The sequence below is a fragment of the Caulobacter sp. FW305-C-30-S16 genome (assembly GCF_058783025.1).
Genome location: NZ_JBYSYH010000002.1, coordinates 652,329 through 678,466, shown reverse-complemented (window position 1 = coordinate 678,466; position 26,138 = coordinate 652,329). Strand labels below are relative to the sequence as shown.

The 26,138-nt window shown below is 68.8% G+C and carries 26 protein-coding genes; 12 read left to right on the top strand and 14 right to left on the bottom strand.

What is annotated here, in order from left to right; genetic code table 11:
• Positions 1 to 296: 296 nt before the first annotated feature.
• Positions 297 to 1,580 (bottom strand): DNA-packaging protein, encoded by a 1,284-nt coding sequence (locus AC3WJT_RS10305; RefSeq protein ID WP_492343024.1) that lies wholly within the window; start codon positions 1,578 to 1,580, stop codon positions 297 to 299.
• A 31-nt stretch (positions 1,581 to 1,611) separates the two neighbouring features.
• Here AC3WJT_RS10305 and AC3WJT_RS10300 point away from each other — a divergent pair, with 31 nt between their 5' ends.
• Positions 1,612 to 1,926 carry a hypothetical protein gene (locus AC3WJT_RS10300; RefSeq protein ID WP_492343023.1) on the top strand — a complete coding sequence of 105 codons (315 nt, stop codon included), beginning with the start codon at positions 1,612 to 1,614 and terminating at the stop codon, positions 1,924 to 1,926.
• 135 nt (positions 1,927 to 2,061) lie between these two features.
• On the opposite strand, the gene pbpC is transcribed toward AC3WJT_RS10300, so the two are convergent.
• Positions 2,062 to 4,275, bottom strand: a complete 2,214-nt coding sequence (gene pbpC / locus AC3WJT_RS10295; RefSeq protein ID WP_492343022.1) for a multimodular transpeptidase-transglycosylase PbpC — start codon at positions 4,273 to 4,275, stop codon at positions 2,062 to 2,064.
• A gap of 51 nt (positions 4,276 to 4,326) precedes the next feature.
• Between pbpC and AC3WJT_RS10290 the strand changes: the two genes are divergently transcribed.
• Positions 4,327 to 4,806 (top strand): YcgN family cysteine cluster protein, encoded by a 480-nt coding sequence (locus tag AC3WJT_RS10290; RefSeq protein ID WP_492343021.1) that lies wholly within the window; start codon positions 4,327 to 4,329, stop codon positions 4,804 to 4,806.
• On the opposite strand, the gene AC3WJT_RS10285 is transcribed toward AC3WJT_RS10290, so the two are convergent.
• Positions 4,794 to 6,554: an ATP-binding protein gene (locus tag AC3WJT_RS10285; protein WP_492343020.1), complete on the bottom strand. Its 1,761-nt coding sequence runs from the start codon at positions 6,552 to 6,554 to the stop codon at positions 4,794 to 4,796. The genes AC3WJT_RS10290 and AC3WJT_RS10285 overlap by 13 nt on opposite strands.
• 298 nt (positions 6,555 to 6,852) lie before the next feature.
• Between AC3WJT_RS10285 and AC3WJT_RS10280 the strand changes: the two genes are divergently transcribed.
• Positions 6,853 to 7,338 (top strand): Ltp family lipoprotein, encoded by a 486-nt coding sequence (locus tag AC3WJT_RS10280; RefSeq protein ID WP_492343019.1) that lies wholly within the window; start codon positions 6,853 to 6,855, stop codon positions 7,336 to 7,338.
• A gap of 189 nt (positions 7,339 to 7,527) precedes the next feature.
• Positions 7,528 to 9,315: an ABC-F family ATP-binding cassette domain-containing protein gene (locus AC3WJT_RS10275; RefSeq protein ID WP_492343018.1), complete on the top strand. Its 1,788-nt coding sequence runs from the start codon at positions 7,528 to 7,530 to the stop codon at positions 9,313 to 9,315.
• A 1-nt stretch (position 9,316) separates the two neighbouring features.
• On the opposite strand, the gene AC3WJT_RS10270 is transcribed toward AC3WJT_RS10275, so the two are convergent.
• From AC3WJT_RS10270 to AC3WJT_RS10235, 8 genes are all read right to left on the bottom strand, one after another.
• Positions 9,317 to 9,670 (bottom strand): hypothetical protein, encoded by a 354-nt coding sequence (locus AC3WJT_RS10270; protein ID WP_492343017.1) that lies wholly within the window; start codon positions 9,668 to 9,670, stop codon positions 9,317 to 9,319.
• A gap of 77 nt (positions 9,671 to 9,747) precedes the next feature.
• Positions 9,748 to 11,913: an ATP-binding protein gene (locus AC3WJT_RS10265; RefSeq protein WP_492343016.1), complete on the bottom strand. Its 2,166-nt coding sequence runs from the start codon at positions 11,911 to 11,913 to the stop codon at positions 9,748 to 9,750.
• Positions 11,914 to 12,042: 129 nt separating this feature from the next.
• Positions 12,043 to 13,185: an acyl-CoA dehydrogenase family protein gene (locus AC3WJT_RS10260; RefSeq protein ID WP_492343015.1), complete on the bottom strand. Its 1,143-nt coding sequence runs from the start codon at positions 13,183 to 13,185 to the stop codon at positions 12,043 to 12,045.
• Positions 13,186 to 13,221: 36 nt separating this feature from the next.
• Entirely contained in the window at positions 13,222 to 14,424 is a 1,203-nt protein-coding gene (locus AC3WJT_RS10255) for an acyl-CoA dehydrogenase family protein (protein WP_492343014.1), read from the bottom strand.
• 101 nt (positions 14,425 to 14,525) lie between these two features.
• Entirely contained in the window at positions 14,526 to 15,158 is a 633-nt protein-coding gene (locus AC3WJT_RS10250) for an energy transducer TonB (RefSeq protein ID WP_492343013.1), read from the bottom strand.
• A 153-nt stretch (positions 15,159 to 15,311) separates the two neighbouring features.
• Positions 15,312 to 15,626, bottom strand: coding sequence for a hypothetical protein (locus AC3WJT_RS10245; protein WP_492343012.1), 315 nt, complete (start codon positions 15,624 to 15,626; stop codon positions 15,312 to 15,314).
• A 170-nt stretch (positions 15,627 to 15,796) separates the two neighbouring features.
• Positions 15,797 to 16,165, bottom strand: a complete 369-nt coding sequence (locus AC3WJT_RS10240; protein WP_492343011.1) for an energy transducer TonB — start codon at positions 16,163 to 16,165, stop codon at positions 15,797 to 15,799.
• A 129-nt stretch (positions 16,166 to 16,294) separates the two neighbouring features.
• Positions 16,295 to 16,594 carry a hypothetical protein gene (locus AC3WJT_RS10235; RefSeq protein ID WP_492343010.1) on the bottom strand — a complete coding sequence of 100 codons (300 nt, stop codon included), beginning with the start codon at positions 16,592 to 16,594 and terminating at the stop codon, positions 16,295 to 16,297.
• A gap of 215 nt (positions 16,595 to 16,809) precedes the next feature.
• On the opposite strand from AC3WJT_RS10235, the gene AC3WJT_RS10230 reads away from it, so the two are divergent.
• From AC3WJT_RS10230 to AC3WJT_RS10215, 4 genes are all read left to right on the top strand, one after another.
• The gene (locus tag AC3WJT_RS10230; protein ID WP_492343009.1) at positions 16,810 to 17,253 is read left to right on the top strand and encodes a PaaI family thioesterase; all 444 of its coding nucleotides are present in this window, start codon (positions 16,810 to 16,812) and stop codon (positions 17,251 to 17,253) included.
• Positions 17,250 to 17,501 carry a DUF1289 domain-containing protein gene (locus AC3WJT_RS10225; RefSeq protein WP_492343008.1) on the top strand — a complete coding sequence of 84 codons (252 nt, stop codon included), beginning with the start codon at positions 17,250 to 17,252 and terminating at the stop codon, positions 17,499 to 17,501. Before AC3WJT_RS10230 ends, AC3WJT_RS10225 begins: the two co-directional genes overlap by 4 nt.
• A gap of 223 nt (positions 17,502 to 17,724) precedes the next feature.
• Positions 17,725 to 18,231: a TIGR02281 family clan AA aspartic protease gene (locus AC3WJT_RS10220; RefSeq protein ID WP_492343007.1), complete on the top strand. Its 507-nt coding sequence runs from the start codon at positions 17,725 to 17,727 to the stop codon at positions 18,229 to 18,231.
• Between the two features lie 39 nt (positions 18,232 to 18,270).
• Positions 18,271 to 19,734, top strand: a complete 1,464-nt coding sequence (locus tag AC3WJT_RS10215; RefSeq protein WP_492343006.1) for a tetratricopeptide repeat-containing sulfotransferase family protein — start codon at positions 18,271 to 18,273, stop codon at positions 19,732 to 19,734.
• An 88-nt stretch (positions 19,735 to 19,822) separates the two neighbouring features.
• Here the strand turns inward: AC3WJT_RS10215 and dusA are convergent, their stop codons facing one another.
• Together dusA and AC3WJT_RS10205 are read right to left on the bottom strand one after the other, a co-directional pair.
• Complete coding sequence (gene dusA, locus AC3WJT_RS10210; protein ID WP_492343005.1) at positions 19,823 to 20,812, bottom strand: tRNA dihydrouridine(20/20a) synthase DusA; 990 nt, start codon at positions 20,810 to 20,812, stop codon at positions 19,823 to 19,825.
• Positions 20,813 to 20,891: 79 nt separating this feature from the next.
• Positions 20,892 to 21,320, bottom strand: coding sequence for a hypothetical protein (locus tag AC3WJT_RS10205; protein WP_492343004.1), 429 nt, complete (start codon positions 21,318 to 21,320; stop codon positions 20,892 to 20,894).
• Positions 21,321 to 21,427: 107 nt separating this feature from the next.
• On the opposite strand from AC3WJT_RS10205, the gene AC3WJT_RS10200 reads away from it, so the two are divergent.
• Positions 21,428 to 22,243, top strand: coding sequence for a helix-turn-helix domain-containing protein (locus tag AC3WJT_RS10200; protein ID WP_492343003.1), 816 nt, complete (start codon positions 21,428 to 21,430; stop codon positions 22,241 to 22,243).
• A 57-nt stretch (positions 22,244 to 22,300) separates the two neighbouring features.
• Complete coding sequence (locus AC3WJT_RS10195) at positions 22,301 to 23,080, top strand: glucose 1-dehydrogenase (RefSeq protein WP_492343002.1); 780 nt, start codon at positions 22,301 to 22,303, stop codon at positions 23,078 to 23,080.
• Between the two features lie 231 nt (positions 23,081 to 23,311).
• On the opposite strand, the gene AC3WJT_RS10190 is transcribed toward AC3WJT_RS10195, so the two are convergent.
• The gene (locus tag AC3WJT_RS10190) at positions 23,312 to 24,535 is read right to left on the bottom strand and encodes a serine hydrolase domain-containing protein (RefSeq protein WP_492343001.1); all 1,224 of its coding nucleotides are present in this window, start codon (positions 24,533 to 24,535) and stop codon (positions 23,312 to 23,314) included.
• A gap of 90 nt (positions 24,536 to 24,625) precedes the next feature.
• Here AC3WJT_RS10190 and AC3WJT_RS10185 point away from each other — a divergent pair, with 90 nt between their 5' ends.
• A complete protein-coding gene (locus AC3WJT_RS10185; protein WP_492343000.1) occupies positions 24,626 to 25,237 on the top strand; it encodes a TetR/AcrR family transcriptional regulator in 612 nt (203 codons plus the stop codon).
• Between the two features lie 102 nt (positions 25,238 to 25,339).
• A complete protein-coding gene (locus tag AC3WJT_RS10180) occupies positions 25,340 to 25,984 on the top strand; it encodes a TetR/AcrR family transcriptional regulator (protein WP_492342999.1) in 645 nt (214 codons plus the stop codon).
• Positions 25,985 to 26,138 lie beyond the last annotated feature (154 nt).

Genomic DNA, 26,138 nt, shown 5'->3' with positions numbered 1-26,138 from the left:
CTCCTCTCCCGGAGGGAGAGGGGGACCACCCGGAGGGTGGTGGAGAGGGATGCGCCGGTGGTGGCGAAAAGGGTCGCAAGCCCGCACGCCCCGGTGACAAAGGGCCCTGAAGACCTTGATGGAATTTTCCGCTCCGGACGTCGGCCCTGGTCAAGGACGGGCCCTGCGGGCCCGCCGCAACGCGGCCGCGAAGCGGTCCTTGAGCAGGACCGCGCCGGAGCAATACTGGCCGTCAAGACATCAGGGCGGGATCCGCCTTGAGGATTGGCACACGCACTGAAACGCACGCACTCCCCCTAAAGCACCCGCACCCGCGGCCGCTTCACCACCCGTCCGAGCAACAGCTCCGTCATCGCCCAGACCAGCGCGTCGGCGCGGTCCGGGCTCGGCCCGCCGTCGTCACAGCCCAGCGCCATCAGTTCCTCCTCCAGCGCCGGGAAGGCGCCGCAGTGGATCACCAGGCCGCGTTCATAGAGCGCCGCCACCGGCTCGGCTCGCACCCGCTTGCTGTAGCGGGCGTGGACCAGCTTCACGGCACAGGGCGCCTGGGCCTGGGCCAACAGACCGCGCACCATCTCGCCGCCCTGGTTGGCCTCGGCGACGATCGCGTCGGCGTCGAAGTCTTCGGCCGCGGTCACGGCCTTCCGCGCCCAGCCGAGCGGGCTCTGCCCGCTGACGGTCCGGTCAGCCAGCACGAAAGCCCGGTCGCCCAGCCGTCCGGCGACGACGATGCCGCAGGCGTCGCCCGTGGCGCTGGCCGGCGGATCGACCGCCACAACCACCTTGTCGAACCTCGGCGGCCGCGCGCCCCGGCATCGCGCCAGGTCCTCGGCCCGCCACAGGGCGCCCTCGCCGTCGACGATCAGACCGTCGAGCTCCTGCGCCGCCAGCCGCGTTCCGCCATAGATGGCGTTGAGACTGTCGAGGAAGGCCGGCGCCAGGTTGTGCGCGTTGGTCGCGGTCGGCAGCACGGTATCCACGGTCGAGACCTCGCCCCGCAGCTGCCGCAAGGCGCGGATCGGCCGGGGCGTGGTGGTCACCACCAGCCGGGGATCCTCGCCCAGCCGCAGTCCGAACCGCAGCATGGCCAGCACCTCGCCCGGGCGACGCCAGGCGCAGAACTCGTCGGCCCAGGCCCCGTGAAACTGCGGTCCGCGCAGGCTGTCCGGATCCTCGGCGGAGAAGACATGCGCCTCCGCGCCGGTGTTCCACACGACGCGGCGCCGGGACTTTTCATACCGGAACTTCAGCGACTTCGGGCTTTGCGCCCTCAGGCCGGAGGGGCCCTCGATCATGACCTCCTGCACATCGTGCAGGCTGGGCCCCAGCAGCGCGAAGCGACCGCCCCGAAGAGCCTGTTCAACCAGCCAGCCGGCCCCGACCCAGGTCTTCCCCGACCCCCGGCCGCCAAGGAGCAGCCACGTTCGCCAGGGATTGTCCGGCGGCAACTGCGCGTCGTTCGCCCGGTTGCGCCACGTGGCCAGAACGGTGTTCAGCTCCGCCGGCGGAACTGTCGCCCGCACCCGCTCGGGCTCCAGCCCGATCAGCGAGTCGATCGAGGAATTTCTGGAGCTCCACATACTTGCGTTCGACGGTCTCGGGGTCGTCGGGTTGGTCATCCATGTCGGCCTCATCCTGATCCTGCGGCGCGCCGGGAACGTCCTCCTGGGCCTGCAGCTTGTGGATCGACAGAGCGGCGCGGGCGATCACGCCACGCAGCCGCACCCGGCGTTCCAGGGCGATGTCGGTGTCGGGTTGGGGCAGGGAGGCGAGGTACTCGACCTCTTCAAGCAACCCCGCGGCCAGCCGCTCGGCCAGTCCCGCAAGCAGCCCCGCCGCGCCATCTGGTTTTCCTGTCATGCCCCAAAGATACGGGACCACCGGGCCCGGCCGGACAGACAGCGCGAGAAACCTGCAAGCGTTTGAAAACACGCGAGTCTGTTGGCGATACTCCGCGAGAAATGACGCCCTCTCCCCGTATTTCCCTCAATCCTCCCCACCCCGTGGGGAGGGGGAGCACGCGGAGCGTGGTGGAGGGGAGTCGCCGCCCCCCCCTCACCCCTAGTAGGGAATCGGCTCTCCCGCCGGCAGTTGCGGCGTTGCGGGTTTGCCCGGCTCGAGCGGAACCGCCGGCGCCTCGGGCTCCGGCGGCGGCTCCAGCGAGTCCGCGGCGCGGGCGAAATCACCGGCCAGATCGCTGTAGAACGGATTGCGCGGATCAGCCTCTTCCAGCGGAACCGGGTCCGGCAGCAGCCAGTCGAAGTCCCGCGCGGGCAGGCCCTCGTGGGCGATGATCATGAACCGCCGCCAGATCCCCGCGGGCAGCGTCCCGCCGGCGACCTTGTTCATCGGCCGGTCGTCGTCGTTGCCGATCCAGACGCCGGCGGTCATGTCCGGCGTGAAGCCGATGAACCAGGCGTCGCGCCAGTTCTGGCTGGTGCCGGTCTTGCCGGCGGCAGGCCGTCCGAACGCGGCGCGCGTTCCGGTTCCGCGCTCCAGCACGCCCTTCATCATGTTGACCATCATCGAGGCCTTGGCGATGTCGTACACCGGGACCCCTGCCCCGCCCGGCCCGCGCTGATAGACGGGCTCGCCGCTGACGGTGGTGATGCTCTCGATGATGTAGGGCGTGCGCCGCTGGCCACCCTGCTGGAACACCTGGAAGGCCGCCACCAGCTGGACCAGCGTCACCTCGTACGACCCCAGCGATACCGACAGGTCCGGGTTGGTCGGAATGCTGCTCAGGCCGAACCGGCGGGCCAGCTCGCCCATCGCCGGACCGCCGACCTCCTGACCCAGCTTCACCGCGACGGTGTTGATGGACTTGGCGAGCGCGACCTCGATGGTCACAGGCCCGACAAAGCCGCCACCGTAGTTCTCCGGGGCCCAGTCGCCGAACTTGACCGGCCCGTCGACGCGCTGGTCGGTCGGCAGAACGCCCTTTTCGAGCGCCGCCGCATAGACGAATGGCTTGAAGGTCGATCCCGGCTGGCGCCGCGCCTGGACGGCCCGGTTGAACGGGGTCTCGTCGAAGTCGGTGCCCCCGACCATGGCCCGGATCGCGCCGTCGTTGCCCAGCGCCAGCAGCGCCGCCTGGGTCGCGCCGGACTTCGCGCCGTCGGTGCTCATCACCTCGCGCACGATCTTCGACCCGGCCGCCTGCAGCCGGCTGTCGATGGTCAGCTTCACGACGAGGTCGGGCGAGTTCTGGCCGGCGATCTTCACGGCCTCGACGGTGGCGTAGTCGAGCACATAGCCGAGGTCGCCCTCGTCCTGCACGGCGCCGGGCGCCAGCTTGGGCGTATCGGCCAGCGCGGCCTGGTACTGGTCCTCGGTGATCCACTTCTCGCGGCGCATGTTGGCCAGGATCAGCCGCTGGCGCTGCAGCGCCCCGGCCATGTTCTTGGTCAAGGCCAGCCGCGACGGCGCCTTGGGCAGGCTGGCCAGCAGCGCCGCCTCCGAGATGCTCATCTCCGCGGCGGGCTTGCCGAAATAGGCCCGCGACGCGCCGTCGATGCCGTAGGTGTTGGCCCCGAAGAAGATCCTGTTGAGGTAGAGCTCCAGGATCTCGTCGCGGCTCAGCATCCGGTACAGCCGGCGGGCCATGACCGCCTCCTGCAGCTTGCGCTTGGCGGTCTGGTCGGGGGTCAGGAACAGCCCCTTGGCGATCTGCTGGGTGATGGTCGAGCCGCCCTGGACGATCCGTCCGGCTCGCCAGTTGACCCAGGCCGCCCGGCCGATGCCCTGCAGGTCCAGCGCGCCGTGCTTGTAGAACCGCCGGTCCTCGGCCGCCAGGAACGCCTGCGGCACATACTTGGGCAGCTGGTCGAGCGTCACCCGCTCGCCATAGCGCGGCCCGCGCACGGCGATCTGGACGCCGCGCGTGTCCTGGAACCGGATCCCCGGCGCCCGGTTGATGGCGAACAGCGCCTCCCGCGCCGGCATCTCCGGCACGTCGGTCAGGTACTTCTGCCAGATGTAGAGGCTCACGCCCCCGGCGGCGAGCAGGCCGGTCAGGAACAGCGTCAGCAGGGTGATCCACACCCAGCGCAGGCCCGGCGACGCCAGCCAGGCGACGAAGCCGCCGCCGTCGAAGATCGGCTGGCGCTCGCCCTTCGGCGGCTTCGGGGGTTTGGGCGGCTTGGGCGGCTTCGCGGCCTTCGGCGGCCGGACCTTCTTCGCCGGTTTGGCGGGTTCAGGCTCGGGTTCAGGCTCCGGCCGCTTCTCGGGCGGCGGATCGAAACTGTACGGCGGAAGGGACCAGTCGTCGCTCAAGGGAATGCCGTCGCGCTTGGGTTACTGCCCCGAGGGGTTTAGGACGCAAGCATGATGCCGCGCAAACCCTTCTGGGAGATCAAGTCTCTCACCGAGATGAACCCCGATGAGTGGGAGAGCCTATGCGACGGCTGCGGACTTTGCTGCCTGGTTCGCTTCGAGGATGAAGATAGCGGCGAAGTCATCCCGACGCGTGTGCACTGCAAGCTGTTCGATTCCGACCTATGCCGCTGTACGGACTACGAAAACCGCAAGCAGCACGTCCCGGACTGCATCAAGCTGACCCCGGGCAATATCCAGGAGCTGCAGTGGATGCCGCCCAGCTGCGCCTATCGCCGGCTGGACGAAGGCAAGCCCCTGCCTGCCTGGCATCCGTTGGTCACGGGCGATCCGGAGAGCGTCCACAAGGCCGGCGTCTCGATTCGTGGCCAGACCTTCAACGAGAACGAGCTCGCCGAACCCGAAGACGCCCTCGAATACGCCGCCTGGGACCTGGACGAAGACCGCGGAGACGAGCCCTACGAGCGCTGAGCCTGCCTGGGTTCATCGGCGACCGGGACCACGCTGCCCTGATCAAAGGCGTTGATGACCGAGGTCAGCAACAGACGCGCGTCGATCGGCTTGGCGATGTGGCCGGTCATGCCCGCCTCCTCGCAGGCCTTCCGGTGGCTTTCCATGACATTTGCCGTCAGCGCCAGGACCGGAATACCCGCGTTTACACCGCCGCTGGCGCGAAGCCGCCGCGTGGCCTCCAGGCCGTCCATGACCGGCATCTGCATGTCCATCAGCACGAGGTCGAACGGCTCCACGGCGAGGGCATCGAGCGCCTGCTTGCCGTCGCTGACCAGGGTCACACGGGCCCCGATAGGGCGCAGGAACAGTTCGATGACCCGCTGGTTGGAGGGGTTGTCCTCGGCGACCAGAATGCGGGCGGAGCCGGCGCCGCCCTCGAGGTCGGCGACAGCGGCGGAGTCAATCGGTTCGATGGCCTCGCCCGGCTGACAGGGCAGTCGCAGGGTGAAGGTGGACCCCTGCCCCTCCACGGATTCAGCGGTGATCAGCCCACCCATCATCTGCGCCAGCTTCTGGCTGATCGACAGACCAAGTCCCGTGCCGCCGAACCGGCGGCTGGTCGAGCCGTCGGCCTGTTCAAAGGCGTTGAACAGGCGGCTCTGGACTTCGGCCGACATGCCGATGCCGGTGTCGGATATGCGGAACACAAGCTCCGCCCCGCCGGGCCGGACATCCTCCACGTCCAGTGACAGGCTGACCTGGCCGGTCTCGGTGAACTTCAGGGCATTGGAGATGAGGTTGAAGATGATCTGGCCGATACGGGTCGGATCAAAGATGACGAACTGTGGCGTCCCCGGCGCGATGGACTTCTCGAACCGCAGCCCCTTGTCCTGCGCCCGTGGCGCCCACAGCGCGGCGCAACGACGGACGAAGTCGTGCACATCGGCGTTGGCGGGGTCGATATCGAGTTTGCCGGCCTCAATCTTGGCCAGATCGAGAACGTCATTGAGGACGTGCATCAGGATGGATCCGCCATCGCTGAGCATCGCGACGTGCCCGCGCTGTTCTTCGGTCAGTTCGGTCCGGCCCAGCAGGTCGGCGGCGCCGAGAACGGCGTTCATCGGTGTCCGCAGCTCATGGCTCATCGTGGCGAGGAAGTCGGTCTTGGCCTGGCTCGCGGCCTCGGCGTCGCGCTGCGCCTGCAGCGCGAGGCGGCGCGCGGAGTGAACGGAGTCCAGGGCCTTCTGCTGCCCGAGCCACAAGAGGGCCATATAGCCCACCAGCATCACGGCGCAGGTCGAGGCGGCCAGACCTTCCGCGAGATGATCGGCGCCCATCGCCAACGGCGGGATCAGGACCAGATAGGCGATCAGGGGCGCCGCGCTCATCCAGAACAGCCGCCGCGCGCCCAGAGAGGACACCACCAGCTGAACCAGCATCCCGCAAAGGAACATCGTCGCGGCGGCGATCCCGAGGTCGCCGGCATGGCGCCACATGTGCCAGGCAGGAAAGCCGGCGACCACGTAGGCGAGGGTCGACAGGATGTAGAGCCGGCGATCCGGCCGCAGATCCGCACGTGACGGCGCCCGCACCAGCAGGACCTGCAACGCGGCGTAGATCATCCACCACAGCGGCGCCCACGCCCAGTCGGACAGGGTCCAGAGCATCGCGGCAATCGCCGCCATGAGGCCGAGCCGGACCGCGGTCGACCGGGTGCGCAATGACAGCGCGGCGCCGAGGTCAAGGTGGTCATCGAAGATCAGCACGCGTCGCCCTCGAAATTCAGGATCGATCCCGATGCTTGAAGGCGGCGCGTTAAGGATAGGTATTGGGAGCAGAAACAATCGACGGAAACGCGCCGCCGAATACTGTCTTGAAGCGCTATTGTTGCCGCAATACTCAAAATGCGCCGGGCGCGGCAGGGTCGTCCTGGTCCACCGTGTCCCGGCGTGGGCGGCGTCTGTGAGGAACTCGCCCACGCGACGGGATTGGCAGCACGCGGCAGAGCCTCGATAATGGCACGCTGTGCGGCTCCGGGGGGAGCTGAGGGGGAAGGAAAAGTCGATGAACCTGAAGCTGACGTTCGTGTATCGTGCTGTGCTGATGGCGACGGCTCTGTCGGTCGCAGCCTGTGGCGGCGGGAAACCGGCCGATGGCGGTGCGGAAGCGGCCGCGCAGGTGACGCCCGACGGCGCGGCGGCGGCGGGAGCAGAGGCTGCGCCCGAAGCGGTCGACAAATTGACCGGCCCTCAGAAGAATGCGGTCAGGTCTGCGAAGGAATACCTCAGCATGGCCGGATTTTCGCGGGACGGCCTGATCCAGCAACTCTCGTCGAGCGCCGGCGATGGCTACGACGTCGCCGACGCGACCGCGGCGGTGGATAGTCTTGGCGCGGACTGGAACGAGAACGCGGCCAGATCTGCGAAGGAGTACCTCGGCATGTCCGGGTTCTCCTGCAACGGCCTTATTGAGCAACTGTCTTCGAGCGCCGGGGACAAATACACCGTGAGCCAGGCAACGTACGGGGCGCAGCAGGCCGGCGCCTGCTAGCGAGCCGGGAGAAGGGACGGCCGGGCGCGTCCGGAGAACGTCCGGCGCGCTCGGGATTCAGGCCGTCGTGATGGAAGGTCCGCGATCCGGATTCGCCGGGCGGTCGCCCATGGCGCAAAGCCCCCTTCCCCCCCGCGCCAATTCGGAGGATACCCCCTCCCCGCCTCCTCTCGCACTGCAGCATCCCCCATGGCCGCCCCGATCCTCGCCCTGAAAGACGTCCGTCTCGCTGACGGGGCGACCATGCTGTTCGACGGCGTGGACCTGGCGATCGAGCCGGGCGTGCGGGCCTCCCTCGTCGGGCGCAACGGCGCGGGAAAGTCGACCCTGCTGCGGATGCTGGCCGGCCAGATCCAGCCGGACGGCGGCGACCGCTTCGCCAGCCCCGGCGCACGGATGGTCTTCGTACCCCAGGAGCCGGTGATCACCGGCGCGACCCTGCTCGACTACGCCACGGCCGGCGGCGCGGCGCCGCATGAGGCGGAGACCGAGCTGATGGCCTTCGGCCTCGACCCGGCGAAGGGAACGCAGGGCCTGTCGGGCGGCGAGATCCGCCGCGCGGCCCTGTCCCGCGGATTCGCCGAGCAGCCGGACGTCCTGCTGCTGGACGAGCCGACCAACCACATGGACATCTTCGCCATCCAGACGCTGGAGGATCGCCTGGCGACCCTGCGCTGTGCGGCGCTGATCATCAGCCACGACCGCGCCTTCCTGGAGCGCGTGACGCGCCGCTGCTTCTGGCTGGAAAGCCGCAAGGTCCGCCGCCTCGACAAGGGCTTCGGGGCCTTCGACGAATGGTCCGAGCAGATCCTCCAGACCGAGGCCGACGAGTTCCGCCGCCTGAACAAGGCGCTGGAGCGCGAGCAACACTGGCTCGAACGCGGCGTCACCGGCCGCCGCGCCCGCAACGAGGGCCGTCGCCGCCGCCTGATGGACATGCGCCAGCAGAAGGCGACGATCCTGCGGGAATCCCGCGGCCAGATCAGCATGGGGCTGGCCGCCGGCGACACTTCGGGCAAGCGGGTGGCCGAGGCCAAAGGCCTGTCCAAGGCCTTCGGCGAGCGGGTCATCGTCAAGGGCTTCTCGACCCGCATCCAGCGCGGCGACAGGGTCGCCATCGTCGGCCCCAACGGCGCGGGCAAGACCACCCTGGTCAAGCTCCTGCTCGGCGACCTGCCCGCCGACGAAGGCGACATCAAGCTCGGGACCGGCCTGCAGATCGCCTACATCGACCAGGCGCGCGGCGAACTGAAGGAGGGCCAGACCCTCTGGGACGTGCTGACCGACGGCGGCGGCGACCAGATCATGGTCCGCGGCGTCCCGCGCCACGTCGCCGGCTACGCCAAGGAGTTCCTGTTCCAGGACAAACAACTTCGGCAGCCCGTCTCGAGCCTGTCGGGCGGCGAGCGCAACCGCCTGCTGCTGGCCCGCGCCCTTGCCCGCCCGGCCAACCTGCTGGTGCTGGACGAGCCGACCAACGACCTCGACATGGAGACCCTCGACCTGCTCGAGGACCTGCTGGCGGACTTCGACGGCACCCTGATCCTGGTCAGCCACGACCGCGACTTCATCGACCGGCTGGCCAGCTCGACCATCGCGCTGGACGGCCGCGGCAGGGTCGTTGAAACGCCCGGCGGCTGGACCGACTTCCTCGCCCAGAACCCCGGCTTCTTCGAGGACCGCAATCCCGGCGGCGCCAAGGCGATCCCGGCGCCGAAGGCCGAGCCGAAGAGGGCCGCCGCCAAGCTGACCTACAAGGACCAGCGCCGGCTCGAGGAACTCGACGCCCTGATCCACAAGCTGCCGGGGGAGATCGCGAAGCTCGAGGCCGCCCTCGCCGACCCGACCCTCTACAGCCGCGACCCGGCCGGCTTCGACCGGATCATGAAGAGCTCGGAAAAGGCCCGCGCCGACCTCGCCGCGGCCGAGGACGAATGGCTGGCGCTGGAAGAGAAGCGCGAGGCCCTCACCGGCTGACCTACGGCGTGACGACGGGGCTGAGCCAGGCCACGCAGACGGCGAAGATCGCCAGCACAGCCATGGCGGCCCACCAGCGGCGCGTCGCCCATAGGACCCAGCCGGCGACCGGACCGGCCGCCATCGCCGCGTACAGCGTCAGGAACGTCGCCGCTGTCTGGCCGTCGGCCGCGCCGCTCGTCCCGCCGCGCAGAACGGCCAGCGCTACCGGCAGGCCGCTCCACAGCATGGTCGCGCCGACCAGCGTCGCAGCGAACAACAGCACCCCGACCCAGTGGCCCTGAAACGACGGCACGAGGAACGCGCCGCGGGCGGTGTCCATAATGCGCCGGCGCGCGTCCTGATCGTCCTTCATGCTGCGCCCTCCGTTTCCGGCGTAGCCCGGGACGGCACGGGTATCAACGCGGCGGTCACGGCGATGGCCGCGAAGGCCTACGCCGACTGAGCCTCGCGCAGGTCTTCGTCGACCAGAGCGGACCTGGCGGGATCACCCGTCCACTGCGCCACCTTGCTCACCAGTTCGGCGAGGTTGATCGGCTTGGCGATGTGGTCGTTCATCCCGGCCGCCCGGCAGGCCGCCAGCTGACCGGCGAGCACATTGGCGCTGAAGGCCAGGATCGGCGTGCGGTGGTTGGGCTCGGCCGTCGCCCGGATCGCCCGCGTGGCGGCCAGGCCGTCGAGGCCGGGCATCTGCACGTCCATCAGGATCAGGTCGAAGGCGGTATGGTGAGCGATCTCGACCGCTTCGGCGCCGCCGCTGGCCTCGATGATCTCGTGGCCAAACTGGCTGAGGATGGCGCGAACCAGCTGGCGATTGATGGCGACGTCGTCGACCAGCAGCAGGCGGGCCGCCGGCATGGCGTCCAGCGCCGCGTCCTCCTGGTCCGCCTCTGCCGATGAAGCCACTTCGGGCGCGGCGATGGTGAACCAGAAGCGGGATCCCTCCCCCTCGACGCTGTCGACGCCAATGCGACCGCCCATCAGTTCGGTCAGGCCCAGGCAGATGGCCAGGCCCAGTCCCGAACCACCGTGCTTTCGACTGATCGACCCGTCGACCTGTGAAAAGCGCCGGAACAGCCGGTCCAGCCGATCGGCCGGGATACCGGGCCCGGTGTCGGCCACCTCGATCCGCAGCCGGCCGCGATCTCCGGGCTCGGGGGCCAGGGTCACGCGGATATCGCCCCTCCCGGTGAACTTCAGCGCGTTGCCCAGCAGGTTGAGCAGGACCTGGCGCAGGCGGGCGCTGTCGGCGCTGACCGCCGCCGGGAGGTCGTCGGCGATGTCCACGGACAGCCCCAGCCCCTTCATCGTCGCCTGGGCCGCCACGAGGTCGACCGTCTCGCGCACGACGACCGCCGGATCGAACGGCTGGGGATCGAGCTCCAGCTGGCCGGCCTCAAGCTTGGAGAAGTCGAGCACGTCATTGACCACCGACAGCAGCGCCTCGCCGGCCGTCGTGATCCGCTGCAGGTGCAACGCCGCCTCGTCAGGCAGGTCGGGCAGCCGCTTGAGCAGCCCGGAGAAGCCGAGGATCGCCGTCAGCGGCGTGCGGATCTCGTGGCTCATGTTGGCGAGGAAGTCGGACTTGGCCTCGGTGGCCGCCTCGGCTTCGCGAGTCCGCTGGTGAAGCTCTTCCTCCAGCGTCTTGCGCGCCGTGACGTCGCGGGCGACGTCCACATTCCCGGTCGCTTCGCCTGTCACCCGGTCGCGGACCAGGCTGGTTCGGGTTTCGAACCAGAGCCAGCGTCCATCCTTGTGGCGTGCACGGTACTCCGTCGTCGCCGCGTCTCCGTCGATTTCCCCCGCGTAGAGACGGTCACCGACCTGCTCCATGGTCGGCCAGTCATCGGGATGCACCAGATCGCGGATCATCCGGCCGACCAGGATTTCCGGCCGATACCCGGTCACCCGCGCTACGGAAGGCGAAATATAGGTCAGCCGGCCGTCGCGATCGCTCAGCATGATCAGGTCGGTGGCGTTGTCGGCGAACAGCCGGTGACGCGCCTCACTCGCGGCCAGCGCCTCTTCCGACTGCTTGCGCTCGATGGCGATGGCCGCCAGATGCGCGGCCGCCTCGATCGACTTGAAGTCTTCGGTATCGGGCACGCGGACGTCGCGATGGTACATGGCGAAAGTGCCCAGCACCCGCCCGTCGTGACCCCGGATCGGCTCGGACCAGCAGGACGCGAGGCGGGCCTGGGCGGCGAGCGCCTTGAAGTTCACCCACAGCGGGTCGGTCTGGATGTCCGAAACGATCGTACGGACGCCGCCCCAGGCGGCCGTGCCGCAGGAGCCGACGTCCGGCCCGATTTCGATGCCGTCGATCGCCTGGTTGTAGAAGTCCGGCAGGCTGGACGCGGCGCCCATCAGGAGCCGCGTGCCGGTCTCGTCCAGCAACAGGATGCTGCACAGGACGCCCGGATGCTCGGCTTCGACGCAACGCGCTATGCCGTCGAGAATGTCCGGCAGAGACCCGCCCCGCGCGATCAGGGTCATGGTTCGGGTCAGGGTCGCGGTCGTCGACTCGCGAACGGGGGCAGGCTCATCGACCATGGCGGACATCGGACCATCGCACCCGATCTGTGCGGGCGCGGCCACATCAGACGATCCACCGATTGCGGATTGGTGAACCGAACAGTGTTTTTTGAACCGGGCGCCAAAAATGCGAAAGGGGCGGCCACCGTCCGGTGACCGCCCCTCCCTGTCTCGCGGATCGCCGAAGCGGTCCTAGGCGGCCTTGCCGAAGCTCAGGCCTTCGTAACGGCGCAGGTGATGGTCGACCGAGCCGTAGAGGCCCTCGATCATCGTGGCGCGCTTGAAGTAGTGGCCGATGGCCAGTTCGTCGGTCATGCCCATGCCGCCGTGAATCTGGATGGCGTTCTGGCCGACGAACTTGCAGGCCTTGCCGATCTGCACCTTGGCGGCGCTGACGGCCTTGGCCCGCTCGGCGTCGTCGCTGAGCTTGATGGTGGCCATGTAGGTCATCGAGACCGACTGCTCGACGTTCATGAACATGTCGACCATGCGGTGCTGGAGCACCTGGAAGCTGGCGATCGGCACGCCGAACTGCTTGCGCTGGCGGGCGTATTCCAGGGTTCCGGTGTGCAGCTGGCGCATCGCGCCAACGGCTTCGGCGCAGCTGGCGGCGGTGGCTTCATCGAGCACCTTGTTGACCAGCGGCAGGCCCGCGCCTTCCGCGCCGATCAGGGCGTCGGCGCCGACCGAGACGTTCTCGAAGAACACTTCGGACGCGCGCTGGCCGTCGACGGTGGGGTAGTCACGGGTGACCACGCCCTTGGCGTTCTTGTCGACGATGAACACCGAGACGCCGTCGGCGTCGCGCTGGCCGCCGCCGGTGCGGGCGGTGACGATCAGGTGGGTCGCCCAGGGCGCGCCGATGACGACCGCCTTGTGGCCGTTCAGGACGTAGCCGGAGCCGTCCTTCTTGGCCGTGGTCTTCAGGTCCGACCAGGTGTAGCGGCCCTGCGGTTCGGCATAGGCGAAGGCGATGATCACCTTGCCCTCGATGATGCCGCCGATGATGTCGGCCGCGCCCGCGTAGGCCGAGTGCTTCAGGAAGCCGCCGCCGATCACCACGGTGCCGAGATAGGGCTCGACCACCAGGGCTTTGCCGAACTCTTCCATGACGATCATGTTCTCGATCGCGCCGCCGCCCAGGCCGCCCATCTCTTCCGAGAACGGCGCGCCCAGGATGCCCAGCTCGTTGGCGAAGGCTTCCCAGATCGCGGGATCACGGCCGGTCTCGGACGTGATCATCTTGCGGCGCTTGTCGAAGTCGTACTTGTCCTGGAGGAAGCTGGCGACCGTGTCGCGCAGCATGGACTGTTCTTCGGTGAAATTGAAATCCATGGGGCGTCCCTGACGTGTTCTGATTGGGGGCGAGGCCTAGAGGCCCAGCACCATCTTGGCGATGATGTTGCGCTGGATCTCGTTGGATCCACCGTAGATCGAGGTCTTGCGCGTGTTGAAGTAGGCGCCCGAGCGACCGACCGCGTAGTCGGGGCCGATCTTGCTGTTGCCGCCCATGTCGCGCAGGTACGGCGCGCCGTAGTGGCCGGAGGCCTCCAGGGCGAGCTCGGTCAGGCGCTGCTGGATCTCGGTGCCCTTGATCTTGAGCAGGCTGGATTCCGGTCCGGGACCCTTGCCGGCGCTTTCGCTGGCCAGGGTGCGCAGTTCGGTGAACTCCAGCGCCGTCAGGTCGATCTCGAGTTCGGCGACCTTGCGCTTGAAATCCGCGTCCTGGATGAGCGGCGTGCCGTCATCGTTCAGCTCGGTGCTGGCCATTTCGCGGATCTTCTCGACGCCGCGCTTGGAGCGGGCGACGCCGGCGATGCCGGAGCGTTCGTGGGCCAGCAGGAACTTGGCGCAGGTCCAGCCCTGGTTCTCCTCGAACACGCGGTTCTCGACCGGCACCTTGACGTTCTCGAGCCAGACTTCGTTGACCTCGTGGCCGCCTTCGAGCGTCGTGATGCGGCGCACCTCGATGCCCGGGGTCTTCATGTCGATCAGCAGGAAGCTGATGCCCGACTGGATCTTCGCCGTCGGATCGGTGCGGACCAGGAAGAAGCCCCAGTCGGCGTGCTGGGCGAGCGTCGTCCAGGTCTTCTGGCCGTTGACCAGGTAGTATTCCTTGCCGTCGTCGCCGGTGATGCGCTCGGCCTTGGTCTTCAGCGAAGCCAGGTCGGAACCGGAGCCGGGCTCGCTGTAGCCCTGACACCACCACTCCTCGCCGTTGTAGATCTTCGGCAGGAAGCGTTCCTTCTGCGCCTGGGTGCCGAAGGTGTAGATCACCGGGGCGACCATCGCGACGCCGAACGGCAGCACGGCGATGGCGTCGGCGCGGGCGGTTTCCTCGGAGAAGATGTACTTCTGGGTCGAGGTCCAGTCGGTGCCGCCCCACTCTTTCGGCCACGACGGCGCGACCCAGCCCTTCTTGGCCAGAACCTTGTGCCAGGCCAGGAAATCTTCCTTGGTCAGGTCGTCTCCCTCGTCCTGTTTCCCGCGCAGACTCTCCGGATAGTTCTGCTCGATGAAGGCCCGGACCTCGTCACGGAAGGCGAGGTCTTCGGGGGAGAATTCAAGGTTCATGTCTGGCTCCCGGGGCGGCCTCTCGGGGGGCCGCTGTGAATGGTGGTGGTTATACGGCTCGAACGCTTGTTTGGAAAGATGACGCTCGCGTCAACGTAAAGCTATTGCACGAAGGCCAGGAAGCAAGGGTCCCGGGTGGCGCCGGCCCTTTGCGGCCGTGGCGTGGCGGCGCGTGCAGCCGCCAGCCGTTGCTGCTGAACGTCCTCGCCCAGCCCCTGTTCGGTCATCAGCAGGCCCGCGCGCTCGCCGGCCAGGGCGGCGGCTTCCGCGAGCCGGCCGTCATCGGGACTGAGCGCCAGATGCGCCGACAGCAGGCCATGGCAGCGCAGCGATCCGTCGAGCCCCGGAAGCGGACCGCCAGGGAGCTTGAACACGATCGGCAAGAGAACCCGCTCATCGACGATCGGCACGCCGTTGATCAGGCCCGGACGCGCCTCGATCAGCGGCGCCAGCGCCAGCGCGGCCGGGCCGAATTCCGCCTCCGGCGGCGTTTCCTGAACGACCCGACAATCCTTGAGGCGCCCCACGACCGCGACCAGGCATTCCAGAACCACGCGCCCCTCGACGCCCCGAGCCCAGGCCCGGCGAGGGTAGAAGTCGGCGATTTCGCCGAGGCTCGGCACGCGGGTCCAGTCCGGACGCGTCCGCACGGGCGGATCGACCGGCGGGAAGCCCTGGGGTGCGGCCGGCTCGCCCGAAAGGGAGACGGCAGCGGCGATGGCGGCAAGCAACACGACGGGAATCCGGACCAGTTGGGCTCGCGCGACCCTAACCCCGGCAAGGCGCACAAAAAAGAGCGCCCCGCCGGGTGAGGCGGGGCGCCAAGGCAATCCAGGGTGCTCGACTGGATCGGCGGGCTCAGGCGCGCGTCAGGACGCGCCGGAGGATCAGCTGGTAAAGGCGGCGCAGGATCCGGCGATCTCGCGGGCGACCTCGGCCTTGCCGCCGGGGCCCTTGGCCTTGCGGGCCTTGCTGGCGGCGGCCTTGCGGGCGACGTCGGCGCGGTCGAGGACGACCCCGACGCGGCCCGGCTTGTTGGCGTTCAGGACCGCGTCGATCGCGGCGGTGTCGGCGCCCTGCATCAGGCCGGCGCACTTGGCGGCGGTGATGTACTGGGTGTCGGTCAGGCGGTCCGACTGGGCGAAAGCGGCGGTCGCCGAAGCGGCGGCGGCGAGGATGACGGCGGCGGTCAGAATGCGCATTTGGGAGGCTCCCTTTTCCCGGTTTGAACTGGCCTCCCTGATGCGCTCTCCCGACGGTCACCGCAAATTACAACGCTGAAATAAACGTGTAATTACAATGGTTTAATATGACGGAGATTTAATCCGCCAGCCTGCATCCAAACGCATCGCTCGCGGCCTCGCCGCCGGTTCTAGGGCTCCGCCCTGAACGTCACGGCGACCAGAATCTTGCCGCCCGTAGAGGACTGTCCGTCAATCATCGGGTTGAGCTGGAACGCGCGGGCGAGGCCCGTGGCCGCCGCGCCGAAGCCAAGCCCCGGCGGGGTTTCGGAAACGACCTGACAGTCGCCCAGGCCGCCGTCGTAGGTCACCATGCAGTTCATCACGACCTCGCCCCGCACCTGGGCGGCGGGCGGCCTGGCCGCGGCGATCTGTTCGGGCGTCGGACGGCGAAGCCAGTCGTCCTCGCCGATGATGACGGCGCGGGTGGGATCCGCGGGCCAGGGCGGCGGCGCATCGTCCGGGGCGGCGAGGAGCAGGGCGAGAAGGGCGACAAGCATCGTGACCTCCGGTCTTGGAGCGTCACCTTAGCCCCGGAACCGTCGCCGGCACAAAGAAAGGCGCCCCGTCGGGGGAGACGGGGCGCCTGCGGTGTCTGACGTCGGGCGTGTTGGGGAAACGCGGATTCGTCAGGCGCCGATCTTGTCGCAGTCGCCGGCCAGCGCCTGGGCGGCCGAGGCGTCGCGGCGCGCCAGGCGCTCGGCGTCGGTGCGGGCGTTGAAGGCCTCGTCGACGATATGCACGGACCGGCCGCGCTTCTGGGTCTTGATCAGCGTGTCGAGCCGGGTCGCCTGGTCGCCCGTGGCGACGGCCCGGCACTTGGCCGCCTTGATGAACTGGCTGTCGCTGAGCCGCGCCTCGGCGGCGAAGGCGGTCGTGGAGGCCGCGACGAGGACCGCGGCGGCGGCGGTGACTGTGAGAATACGCATCTGGTCGCTCCATCTCCCTGATTGGTGCGAGATCAGGATGCTTGGACTCTTGTGTATTCACAAATTAAATACCTGACAGATTCACATCGTTACAGACATTTCATGTTACCGAATTTTAATCGAAAGATGGCCAAATCATGGCAACACTGAATAGCCAATGACGCCTTGAATCCGTCCACCGCGGCGGCGATGGTGCGGCGATGATCCAGGAACCGATGACCGGCAAGACAACCCTGCGCATGGACGCGGCGGGGCTGAACGCCTTTCTGCTGCGCGCCTTCCCCGAGGCCGACCCCGAGGCGATGCCGCGGGTGACGGCGATGTCGCCCGGCCGGGTCATGCTGACCATGCCCACGGCCAGCCGCAACCTGCGCCCCGGCGGCGTGATCTCCGGCCCCACCCTGATGAGCCTAAGCGACACGGCGGCCTATGCGCTGGTGCTGGCGCATATCGGCGAGGTGGCGATGGCGGTGACGACCTCGCTGACGATCCACTTCCTGCGCCCCTGCAAGCCGGGCGTCCTCTACGCCGAGGCCGAACTGCTCAAGCTCGGTCGGCGCATCGCCACCTGCGATATCGCCCTGTGGACCGAGGGGCGCGACAAGCTCGCCGCCAAGGCCACGGTCGCCTACGCCCTGCCCGAAGAGACCGCGAAGTGACCCCTGAAAGCCCGCCGCCCCCTTCTTCGCCGCCACGAGCCATCGCCACGCCCTGCGTGAAGGTCTGTATCGTCGACCCTGAAAGCAGCCTTTGCCTGGGCTGTCAGCGCACCCTGATGGAAATCGCCGGCTGGGCCCGGTTCAGCGAGACCGAACGCGAGGCGCTGATGGCGGAGCTGCCCGCGCGCCGCGCGCTGATCCGCCCGGAGAAGCTGGGACTGCTCCAGGGAGTAGGGAGTAGGAAATAGGGAGTAGCAGGGCGAGACTGCGGAGACAGCGGCGCCCACCGCCTCATCGGCCGACTACTCCCTACTCCCTACTCCCTACTCCCTACTCCCTACTCCCTAGTCCCTACTCCCTACTCCCTACTCCCCCCCCCGCCCCTTCACGGATTGCAAACCCGTCGCGGGTAGTGTCCCCGCTGAAGGGGCGAAAAACGCCCCCGGTCGAGCCAATATGGCGGGGTGTCTGATGATCAGGTTCGTGGCGATCGCTGCGATTGGCGCACTATCGGCGGTCGGCGCCGCACGCGCGGTCGTGAGCCTTGATCCCGACCGCACGGCCCCGCCGATGCGCGCCGACCAGGTGCTGCAGACGGTCACGCCGGCCTCGGCTGACGCCTCGATCCGCAAGTCCGCCGACGGCCACTACTGGGCGGAGGGCCTGGTCGACGGCAAGGCGGTCCGCTTTCTCGTCGACACCGGCGCCACCGCCGTCTCCCTGACGCTCGACGACGCCCGTCGCCTGGGCATGAACCCCGCCGACCTCAACTACGCCTATGAAGTGATCACCGCCGACGGCAAGGCCCGCGCGGCCATGGTCAAGCTGGCCAGCGTGTCGATCGCCGGCGCGCGGGTCGAGAACGTCGACGCCCTGATCATCGAGAAGGGCCTGTCCTCGTCGCTGCTGGGGATGAGCTACCTCGGCCGCCTGCGCGCCTTCGAGGCGACCCAGAGCGCGCTGATCCTCAAGCCTTAGAGGCTTGAGCCGGTCGCCGACTGGCCGTTCAATGGCGGCATGTCGGAAAGCATAGAATCCCTGCTCGGTCAGGCCGCCCAGCTGCGACGCGCCGGGCGGACGATGGAGGCGCTGGCAGCGTACGAGCGGCTGCTGGCCCTCGCGCCATACCTGGCCGACAGCTGGTTCAATCTGGCGCTGCTGCAGCGGAAGGCCGGCCGGCCGGAGGCGGCCCTGACGTCCTACAAACAGGCCCTGGATCGCGGGATCAGCGAGCCGGAGGAGGTCCACCTCAACCGCGCCGTCATCCTGTCGGACGACCTGCGGCGGGAGGCGGAGGCCGAGGCGGAACTGGCCGCCGCCCTGGCGCGCAATCCGCGCTACGTCCCGGCCCTGCTCAATCTCGGCAACCTTCATGAGGATCGCGGACGACGCGCCGACGCCCTGACGATCTATGGCCGCATCCTGGCGCTGGACCCGGGAAACCCCGAGGCGCTGGCGCGGGCGGCGGGCGTCTCCATCGTCAGCCGGCCCGACGATCCGATGATCGCCCGGCTGCGGCAGGCGCTGGGCCGCCCGGACCTGCCGCCGGCGGACAGGGCTGCGCTGGGCTTCGGACTGGGCCGGGCGCTGGACGGCGCCGGCGAACATGAGGCGGCGTTCGAGGCCTATGCCGCCGCCAATCACGCCAGCCGGCTCGGCGCCGGACCGGGTCGTGGCCGCTACGACCGCGCCGCCCAGGGCGCGCAGGTCGACGCCCTGATCGCGGCCTTTCCCGAACCCTGGCGCGGCCAACCGGCGGAGGGCGCGCGGTCGCCGCCGATCTTCATCTGCGGCATGTTCCGGTCCGGCTCGACCCTGCTGGAACAGGTGCTGGCCAGCCACCGGCGGGTGACGGCGGGCGGCGAGCTGGACCTGTTGCCGGCCATGGTCCGCACCGCCCTGTCGCCCTACCCTGGCAGCCTCGCCGCCACGCCCCGGGAGCGGCTGGACGCCCTTGCGCGGCAGTATCTGGACGGCCTGTCCGCGACCTTCCCGCAAGCCGACCTGCTGACCGACAAGCGGCCGGACAACTGGCAGCATGTCGGGCTGATCAAGCGGCTGTTCCCGGACGCGAAAATCATCAACACCGTGCGCGCCCCGCTCGACAACGCCCTGTCGGTCTTCTTCCTGCACCTCGACCACGGCATGGCCTACGCGCTCGACCTGATGGACATCGGCCACTACCTGCGCCAGCAGCAGCGGCTGATGGCGCACTGGAAGACGCTGTATCCGGACGACGTCATCGACTTCGACTACGACGCCTTCGTCGCCGATCCCCGGAGCCGGCTGGAGCCGCTGCTGGGCGCGCTGGGCCTGGACTGGGACGACAACTGCCTGGCGTTTCACCAGCTGGACAACGCCGTGAAGACCGCCAGCGTCTGGCAGGTGCGCGAGCCGCTCTATCAGCGCGCCTCCGGCCGAAGCCGCCACTACGAACGCCAGCTTGCGCCGCTGAAGGCCTGGCTGGAGGAGAACCCCTGAGGTGGTGGAAGGAGACACGTACCTCAGGTACGTGTCCCCTGAACTGTGGCCGCTCGATTGGGGGACACGTACCTCCGGTACATGTCCCCTAGGCCACCTTCCGCGCCGCCGCCTCGACCACCGCCGCAAGCGCCGTGTCCAGCACCTCCAGCCCGGCGCCCGCCTTCGAACCTTCGACGGTCAGGATCCGCCGCCAGCTACGGGCGCCCGGGCGTCCGTGGAACAGGCCCAGCATGTGGCGGGTGATGCCGGCCAGATGCGCGCCCGCCGAAAGGCGTCCGGCGATGTAGGGCCGGTAGCGATCGACCGCCTCGAACGGATCGACCGTCTCGCCCTCGCCGAAGATCCGGGCGTCCGCCGCGCCGAGAATGCCCGGCTCGTGATAGGCGGCCCGGCCGAGCATCACGCCATCGACATGGTCCAGATGCGCCGCTGCTTCATCGACCGACGCGACCCCGCCGTTGATCACGATGGTCAGGTCGGGCCGTTCGCGCTTCAGCCGGTAGACCAGCGGATAGTCGAGCGGCGGGATGTCGCGGTTTTCCTTGGGCGACAGGCCCTGCAGCCAGGCCTTGCGGGCATGGACAATGAAGGTGGTGACGCCGGCCTGCGCCGACAGATCGACCAGCCGGAACAGCGCTTCCCCGGGATCCTGGTCATCGACGCCGATGCGGCATTTGACCGTCACGGGCACGGACACAGCGGCCTTCATGGCGGCCATGCAGTCGGCGACCAGCTCGGGCTCGCGCATCAGGCAGGCGCCGAAGCGGCCGCTCTGCACCCGGTCGGACGGGCAGCCGACGTTGAGATTGATCTCGTCATAGCCGAGGTCTTCAGCGATCCGCGCGCAGGCCGCCAGGTCCGCCGGGTCCGACCCGCCCAGCTGCAGAGCAACGGGATGCTCGCAGGGATCAAACCCCAGCAGGCGCTCGCGCGGGCCATGCAGCACCGCGCCCGTGGTGACCATCTCGGTATAGAGCAGCGTCCGCCGCGTCAGCGCGCGGTGAAACGCCCGGCAGTTCCGGTCGGTCCAGTCCATCATCGGCGCGACGGAGAGACGGTAGGCGGGGTGGGTCATGATCGGGGCTAGCGTTGAACTCGCCCGTCCCTACAGGGAAAACGCCCGCCGGCACAGTCGACGGGCGTTCTCCCCGCGATCAGGCGGGCTTGACCGCGTCCACCCGCTGCACCCGCGTCAACAGCACCGGGATCAGATAGCCGACGGTCAGCAGGGTGTTGGACACCGCGTTGAGCGGAAAGCCCGTCAGGACCGAAATCGCGCTGTCGATCACGTACCAGACCAGCACCGAGGTCGTCAGCGAACGCCAGACCGCGGCGCCGTGCGTATGGGCCAGCCCGATCATGGCCATCATCGCCACGCCCCAGCCGAGCGTCAGGGCGCCCATCAGGCCGTAGGCGAAGCGCATGGCCGGCAGGTCGAGCAAGGTCGGGTCGCCGCCGATCAGGCCGATCACCAGTCTGGGCGCGGCGTCGAGCGTCGGTACGGCCGCCAGGACCAGCACCACGCCGAAGGCCAGCACGGCCCAGCACCACACCCGCATCCACGTCTTCCAGAACCCGTTCATCCCATCCTCCCTGGCTAGGTAGGCCGGCAGCCTCGCCTGTCGCGGTAGGCGTAGCAACTACCTGACAGGTAATGGACAGGGCTCGCGCGCGCTGCGACCGTCAGGACATGTCCACCGCCATCGACCCCGGCCGCACCGACGCCGGCCCGTTCGCCCAGGCCCTGCGCCGCTTCCGCGCCGCGCGCCGCATGAGCCAGCTGGACCTCGCCCTGACCTGCGAGGTCTCGGCCCGCCATCTGTCGTTCCTCGAGTCCGGGCGCGCCCAGCCGAGCCGCGAGATGGTGCTGCAGCTGGCCGAGGGGCTGCTGCTGCCGCTCGGGTCGCAGAACGCACTGCTGCAGGCGGCCGGCTTCGCGCCGGTGTTCCCCGCCTCGCCGCTGGAGTCGGAGGCGCTGGGGCCGTTCCGGGCGATCCTCGACGAGATGATCGCCCGGCATGCCCCCTACCCGGCCCTGCTCTGCGACCGGCACTGGACGATCCTGGACGCCAACCCGACGGCCCGGGCGCTGCTGGCGCCGCTGCATGAGGGGCCGGGGCCGATGAACGTGGTGCGGATGCTGACCGACAGCCCGCTGGCGCCGGTCGCGATCGCCAACTACCCGGAAGTGCTGGCCGAGATGGCCGCGCGTATCCAGCTCGAGGCGCTGGAAGCCGGCGACGACGCCGTCCTCCACGACCTGCTGCGCGCCCTGCAGGCGGCGACGATCAGCCATCCCTACCGCGCCTCGCACCTTCAGCGGCGACCGCTGGCGCCCGTGGTGCTCAATGCGCCCGACCAGCCGCTGAGCTTCCTGTCGACCATCGCCCAGTTCGGCACCAGCGAGGACGTCACGGTGCGCGACCTGCGGCTGGAGCTGCTGTTCCCGGCGGACGAGGCCACGCGGCAGGCGATGGTCGCGCTCGACGCGGCGCTGGCCGGCTGAAGACTGTCAGGCCCGGCGAATGCCGCTATAGCCGTCTGCAACGACAGGGAGGACGGCATGCAGGATCTCGAAGGCCGGGTGGCTTTGGTCACCGGCGGGGCGCGCGGCATCGGCGCGGCGACGGCGAAGGCGCTCGCGGCGGCCGGCGCGAAGGTCGTGGTCAGCGACCTGGCGGACGGAACGGCTGTCGCCGACAGCATTGGCGGCGCCTGGGTCAGGCATGACGTCACCGTCGAGGCCGACTGGATCGCCGCCGTGGCCTTCGCCCGCGAGACCTTCGGCGGGCTGGACATCCTGGTGAACAACGCCGGCATCTTCTGGATGAAGCCGATCGTCGACACCGCGCTGGAAGACTTCCGGCGCATGCAGCAGGTCAATGTCGAGGGCGTGTTCCTCGGCCTGAAGCACGCCATCCCGGCCATCGCCGAGCGGGCGCAGCGCTGGGACGGCGGCGGGTCGATCATCAACCTGTCGTCGGTGGCGGGCCTGGTCGGACAAGCCAACGGCCTCGCCTACAACGCCTCCAAGGGCGCGGTGCGGCTGATGACCAAGTCGGCGGCGATGGAATGCGCGCGCGGGGGCCTGAAGATCCGGGTCAATTCCGTGCATCCGGGGATCATCGACACCCCGATGATGACCGAGGCCGCCGCGGCCGTCTCGGCCCGCAGCGGCGAGGGGTCGAACAGCACGCTGGAGCGGTTCGCCCAGAGCCACCCGATGGGACGCCTGGGCCGCGACATCGACATCGCCAACGCCATCGTTTTCCTCGCCTCGGACGGCGCGGCCTTCATGACGGGGTCGGAAGTGGTGGTCGACGGGGGCATGACGGCCGCCTGACGCCTGAGAGGCGAGTGCGGATCGCTCCTAACGGGTTAGATTCGTTGGTGTTTTTAATGCGGCGCCGTCTTTATCCCCAAGGACGCGAAATCACCCAAGGCAGACAAGCCCTTGCCCCTCACTGTCATCCCGGACGGCCGAAAGGCCGATCCGGGACCCAGACTCGGCCGGGACTCAATCTGGGTCCCGGATAGCCGCTGCGCGGCTTCCGGGATGACAGTGCAGAGTGGCCTAAAGCGCGCTGGCCAGGCCGTGGAACTCGGTGATGGCGCCGTAGACGCCGAGGCCGATGCCCATGGCCATCTGCTCCAGCTCCATGACGTTGTGGACCAGGAAGATCATCACCGTTCCCGACGTCGGATCGGCCTGCCACCAGCCGCCGTAGGCGCCCGGCCAGCCGACGGTGCCGACGCCGCCCTTGCAGCGGGTTACGGCGGCGGTGTCCGGGTCCATGACGACGGCCAGGCCGTAGCCGAATCCGTGGGCGGTGAAGATCGGCATGCCCAGCGTCTCGCCGCGGGCGCGCTGATCTTCCGTCAGCTGGTTCGTCATCATGGCCCGCAGAGTTTCCGGCTGCAGCAGCCGCACCCCGTCGACCGCCCCGTCGCCGAGGAACAGGCGGGCGAAGGCCAGGTAGTCATCGAGCGTCGACCACAGCCCGCCGCTGCCGGACACATAGGTCATGTCCGCCGGCCGCTCCGGCAGCACCGCGCCGGCGCCGGAAGCGCCCGTCGGCCGCGGGATCATCCCGCCGGCGGCGTCAAAGCCGTACAGCTGCGCCTTGCGATGCGCCTTGTCCGCCGGGACGGTGAAGCCGGTGTCCGTCATCACGAGCGGGCCGAAGATCCGCCGCTGGAGCACCGCGCCGAGCGGCTCGCCCTCGATCCGCGCGATCAGAAAGCCCAGCAGGTCCGTCGAATTGCCATAGTGAAAGCCCGCGCCAGGCTGGTCGATCAGCGGCAGGGCGGCCAGCGCCGTGATCCAGTCGTCGGGGGCGACATGGCTGTCGATGTCGCCGCCCAGGGCCGCCTCGTAGGCCGGCTGGATCGGGCCGGCGTGGAACGAGCCGTAGGTCAGGCCCGACCGGTGGGTCAGCAGATCGTCGAAGGTGATCTCGCGCGCCGCGGGATCGGTCTCGTCCAGCGGTCCTGTCGGCGAGCGCAGAACGCGCATGTCGGCGAACTCCGGCGCCCAGCGGCTGATCGGATCGGCCAGGGCGATCCTGCCCTCGTCCACCAGCATCAGAGCCGCGACCGAGGTGACCGGCTTGGTCATCGAGGCGATGCGGAAGATGGCGTCCCGTTCCAGCAGCTCGAGGGATTCCCTGTCCCGCCAACCGGTGGCGCAGGTCTGGACCACCTTGCCATCCTTCCAGACGAGGGTCGCGGCCCCGGCGATCTCATCGGCGTCGACGTAGCGGCCGAGCATGGCGGCGATCGGATCGGAGGCGGTCATGGTCGGTCCCGTCGCGCGGCTGGCGCTGATAATATTTCCTACCTATAAAATATAGTTCCAATATTTCTGCAAGCCGATAGACTCCGGACCATGTCCGTCGATCCCGCGACCGCCAATGCCAGACGCCGCCCGAAGGGCGACAAGCGCGCCCGGACCCGCGCCGCCCTGCTGGACGCCGCCCGCCAGTTGATCCGCGAGCGCGGCTATGACCGCACCACCCTGCAGGCCGTCGCCGAGCGGGCCGGCATGACCAGCGGGGCGATCTACGGCAATTTCCGCAATCGCGACGACCTGTTCATCGCGCTGGGCCAGACCTACTGGGCGCCGGTCAGACCGAAGATCAGAGCCGACTCGACCTTCGCCGAGAAGATGCGCGCCCTCGCCGAGGCCTATATCGCCGCCATCCCCGAGCGGCAGGAAGCGGCCTACGGCCGGCTGACCGGCATGGCCCATGCGGCCGCCAATGCGGCCTTGCGGGCGGAGGTGCGGGCGGTCACGGAAGCCAGCTTCGCCACCGGCGCCGCCTGGCTGCGCAGCGTCGCCGACGAGGGCGGACTGCCGATGCCGGCCGAGACGCTGGTGGTGCTGATCCATGCGGTGACAGAAGGGTTGCTGTTCCAGCGGTTCCTGACGCCTGAGCTCGTCCCGGACGAAGCCTTCTACGCGGCCTTCGCGGCGCTGGCGGGGCCGAGCGCGTCCTGACCCTAAGGATTTGTCGACATCGCGCCCCGGTTGGAGCGGATCCGCCGGCGTCCGGCAATTAAATGCATTGCTGCATATTATTCGGCGCCGTAGATATCCCCCATGGAGCGAAAACCCGTTATCCGCAAAGGCGTCCCCAAGGGGGACAAGCGCCAGAGAACCCGCACGACCCTGGTCGCAGCGGCGGCGGAGATCATCGCCGAGAAGGGCTTCGACCGCACCTCGATCGAGGCGGTCTGCACCCGGGCGGGCCTGTCGCGCGGCTCCTTCTACGGCAACTTCAAGAGTCGGGAAGACCTGTTCCTGGCCGTGATGGACAGCCAGTGGATGCCCATCGAGGCCGACTTCAAGCTGGGCGCGCCGCTGCGGACCCAGATGCGGCTGCTGGGCGAGGCCGTCGCGGCGCAGATCAAGACCCGACGCGCCAACGCCGCCGGCGCCGCGGCCTTCCAGCTCTACATCGTCACCCACGCCCATATGCGCGAGCGGATGACCGAGCGGAACGCCGAGACCTACCGGATGATGGCGGCCGGCTTTCAGAAGATTGCGCCGCCCGGATCGCTGCCAATGCCCGCGGACCGGTTCGCCCGGGTGATCGACGCCCTGATCACCGGTCTGGTGTTCACCAGCTTCCAGACGCCCGATCTGATCAGCGACGCGGACATCATCGCCGCGTTCGAAGCCCTGGCCGGCGCCGAGCCCGCGCCCAACCCCTGGCCGATGAGCCGGCCGTTGACGCGCGGCTAGGGCCGGAGGCCACCGACTGTACTCCAGCCTCCACCCGCAACCCATTGTGAGTATAGGGTATGGTTAAGTTTGAGTTGATGCAAGTCGATGACGGGCCATTCTCAGGACGATGGGCGTCAGGACACAGATAACGTTTGTCGATATTTGCACAACA

Excerpts from the sequence above, each read along its gene's own strand:
- AC3WJT_RS10260 (WP_492343015.1), bottom strand. The coding sequence starts at position 13,185 with ATGGATTTCAATTTCACCGAAGAACAGTCCATGCTGCGCGACACGGTC.
- AC3WJT_RS10270 (WP_492343017.1), bottom strand. The coding sequence starts at position 9,670 with ATGAAGGACGATCAGGACGCGCGCCGGCGCATTATGGACACCGCCCGC.
- AC3WJT_RS10215 (WP_492343006.1), top strand. The coding sequence starts at position 18,271 with ATGTCGGAAAGCATAGAATCCCTGCTCGGTCAGGCCGCCCAGCTGCGA.
- AC3WJT_RS10230 (WP_492343009.1), top strand. The coding sequence starts at position 16,810 with ATGACCGGCAAGACAACCCTGCGCATGGACGCGGCGGGGCTGAACGCC.
- AC3WJT_RS10240 (WP_492343011.1), bottom strand. The coding sequence starts at position 16,165 with ATGCTTGTCGCCCTTCTCGCCCTGCTCCTCGCCGCCCCGGACGATGCG.
- AC3WJT_RS10255 (WP_492343014.1), bottom strand. The coding sequence starts at position 14,424 with ATGAACCTTGAATTCTCCCCCGAAGACCTCGCCTTCCGTGACGAGGTC.
- AC3WJT_RS10205 (WP_492343004.1), bottom strand. The coding sequence starts at position 21,320 with ATGAACGGGTTCTGGAAGACGTGGATGCGGGTGTGGTGCTGGGCCGTG.
- AC3WJT_RS10290 (WP_492343021.1), top strand. The coding sequence starts at position 4,327 with ATGATGCCGCGCAAACCCTTCTGGGAGATCAAGTCTCTCACCGAGATG.
- AC3WJT_RS10280 (WP_492343019.1), top strand. The coding sequence starts at position 6,853 with ATGAACCTGAAGCTGACGTTCGTGTATCGTGCTGTGCTGATGGCGACG.
- AC3WJT_RS10180 (WP_492342999.1), top strand. The coding sequence starts at position 25,340 with ATGGAGCGAAAACCCGTTATCCGCAAAGGCGTCCCCAAGGGGGACAAG.
- dusA (WP_492343005.1), bottom strand. The coding sequence starts at position 20,812 with ATGACCCACCCCGCCTACCGTCTCTCCGTCGCGCCGATGATGGACTGG.
- AC3WJT_RS10185 (WP_492343000.1), top strand. The coding sequence starts at position 24,626 with ATGTCCGTCGATCCCGCGACCGCCAATGCCAGACGCCGCCCGAAGGGC.
- AC3WJT_RS10245 (WP_492343012.1), bottom strand. The coding sequence starts at position 15,626 with ATGCGCATTCTGACCGCCGCCGTCATCCTCGCCGCCGCCGCTTCGGCG.
- AC3WJT_RS10220 (WP_492343007.1), top strand. The coding sequence starts at position 17,725 with ATGATCAGGTTCGTGGCGATCGCTGCGATTGGCGCACTATCGGCGGTC.
- AC3WJT_RS10190 (WP_492343001.1), bottom strand. The coding sequence starts at position 24,535 with ATGACCGCCTCCGATCCGATCGCCGCCATGCTCGGCCGCTACGTCGAC.
- AC3WJT_RS10305 (WP_492343024.1), bottom strand. The coding sequence starts at position 1,580 with ATGTGGAGCTCCAGAAATTCCTCGATCGACTCGCTGATCGGGCTGGAG.
- AC3WJT_RS10275 (WP_492343018.1), top strand. The coding sequence starts at position 7,528 with ATGGCCGCCCCGATCCTCGCCCTGAAAGACGTCCGTCTCGCTGACGGG.
- AC3WJT_RS10200 (WP_492343003.1), top strand. The coding sequence starts at position 21,428 with ATGTCCACCGCCATCGACCCCGGCCGCACCGACGCCGGCCCGTTCGCC.
- AC3WJT_RS10195 (WP_492343002.1), top strand. The coding sequence starts at position 22,301 with ATGCAGGATCTCGAAGGCCGGGTGGCTTTGGTCACCGGCGGGGCGCGC.
- AC3WJT_RS10235 (WP_492343010.1), bottom strand. The coding sequence starts at position 16,594 with ATGCGTATTCTCACAGTCACCGCCGCCGCCGCGGTCCTCGTCGCGGCC.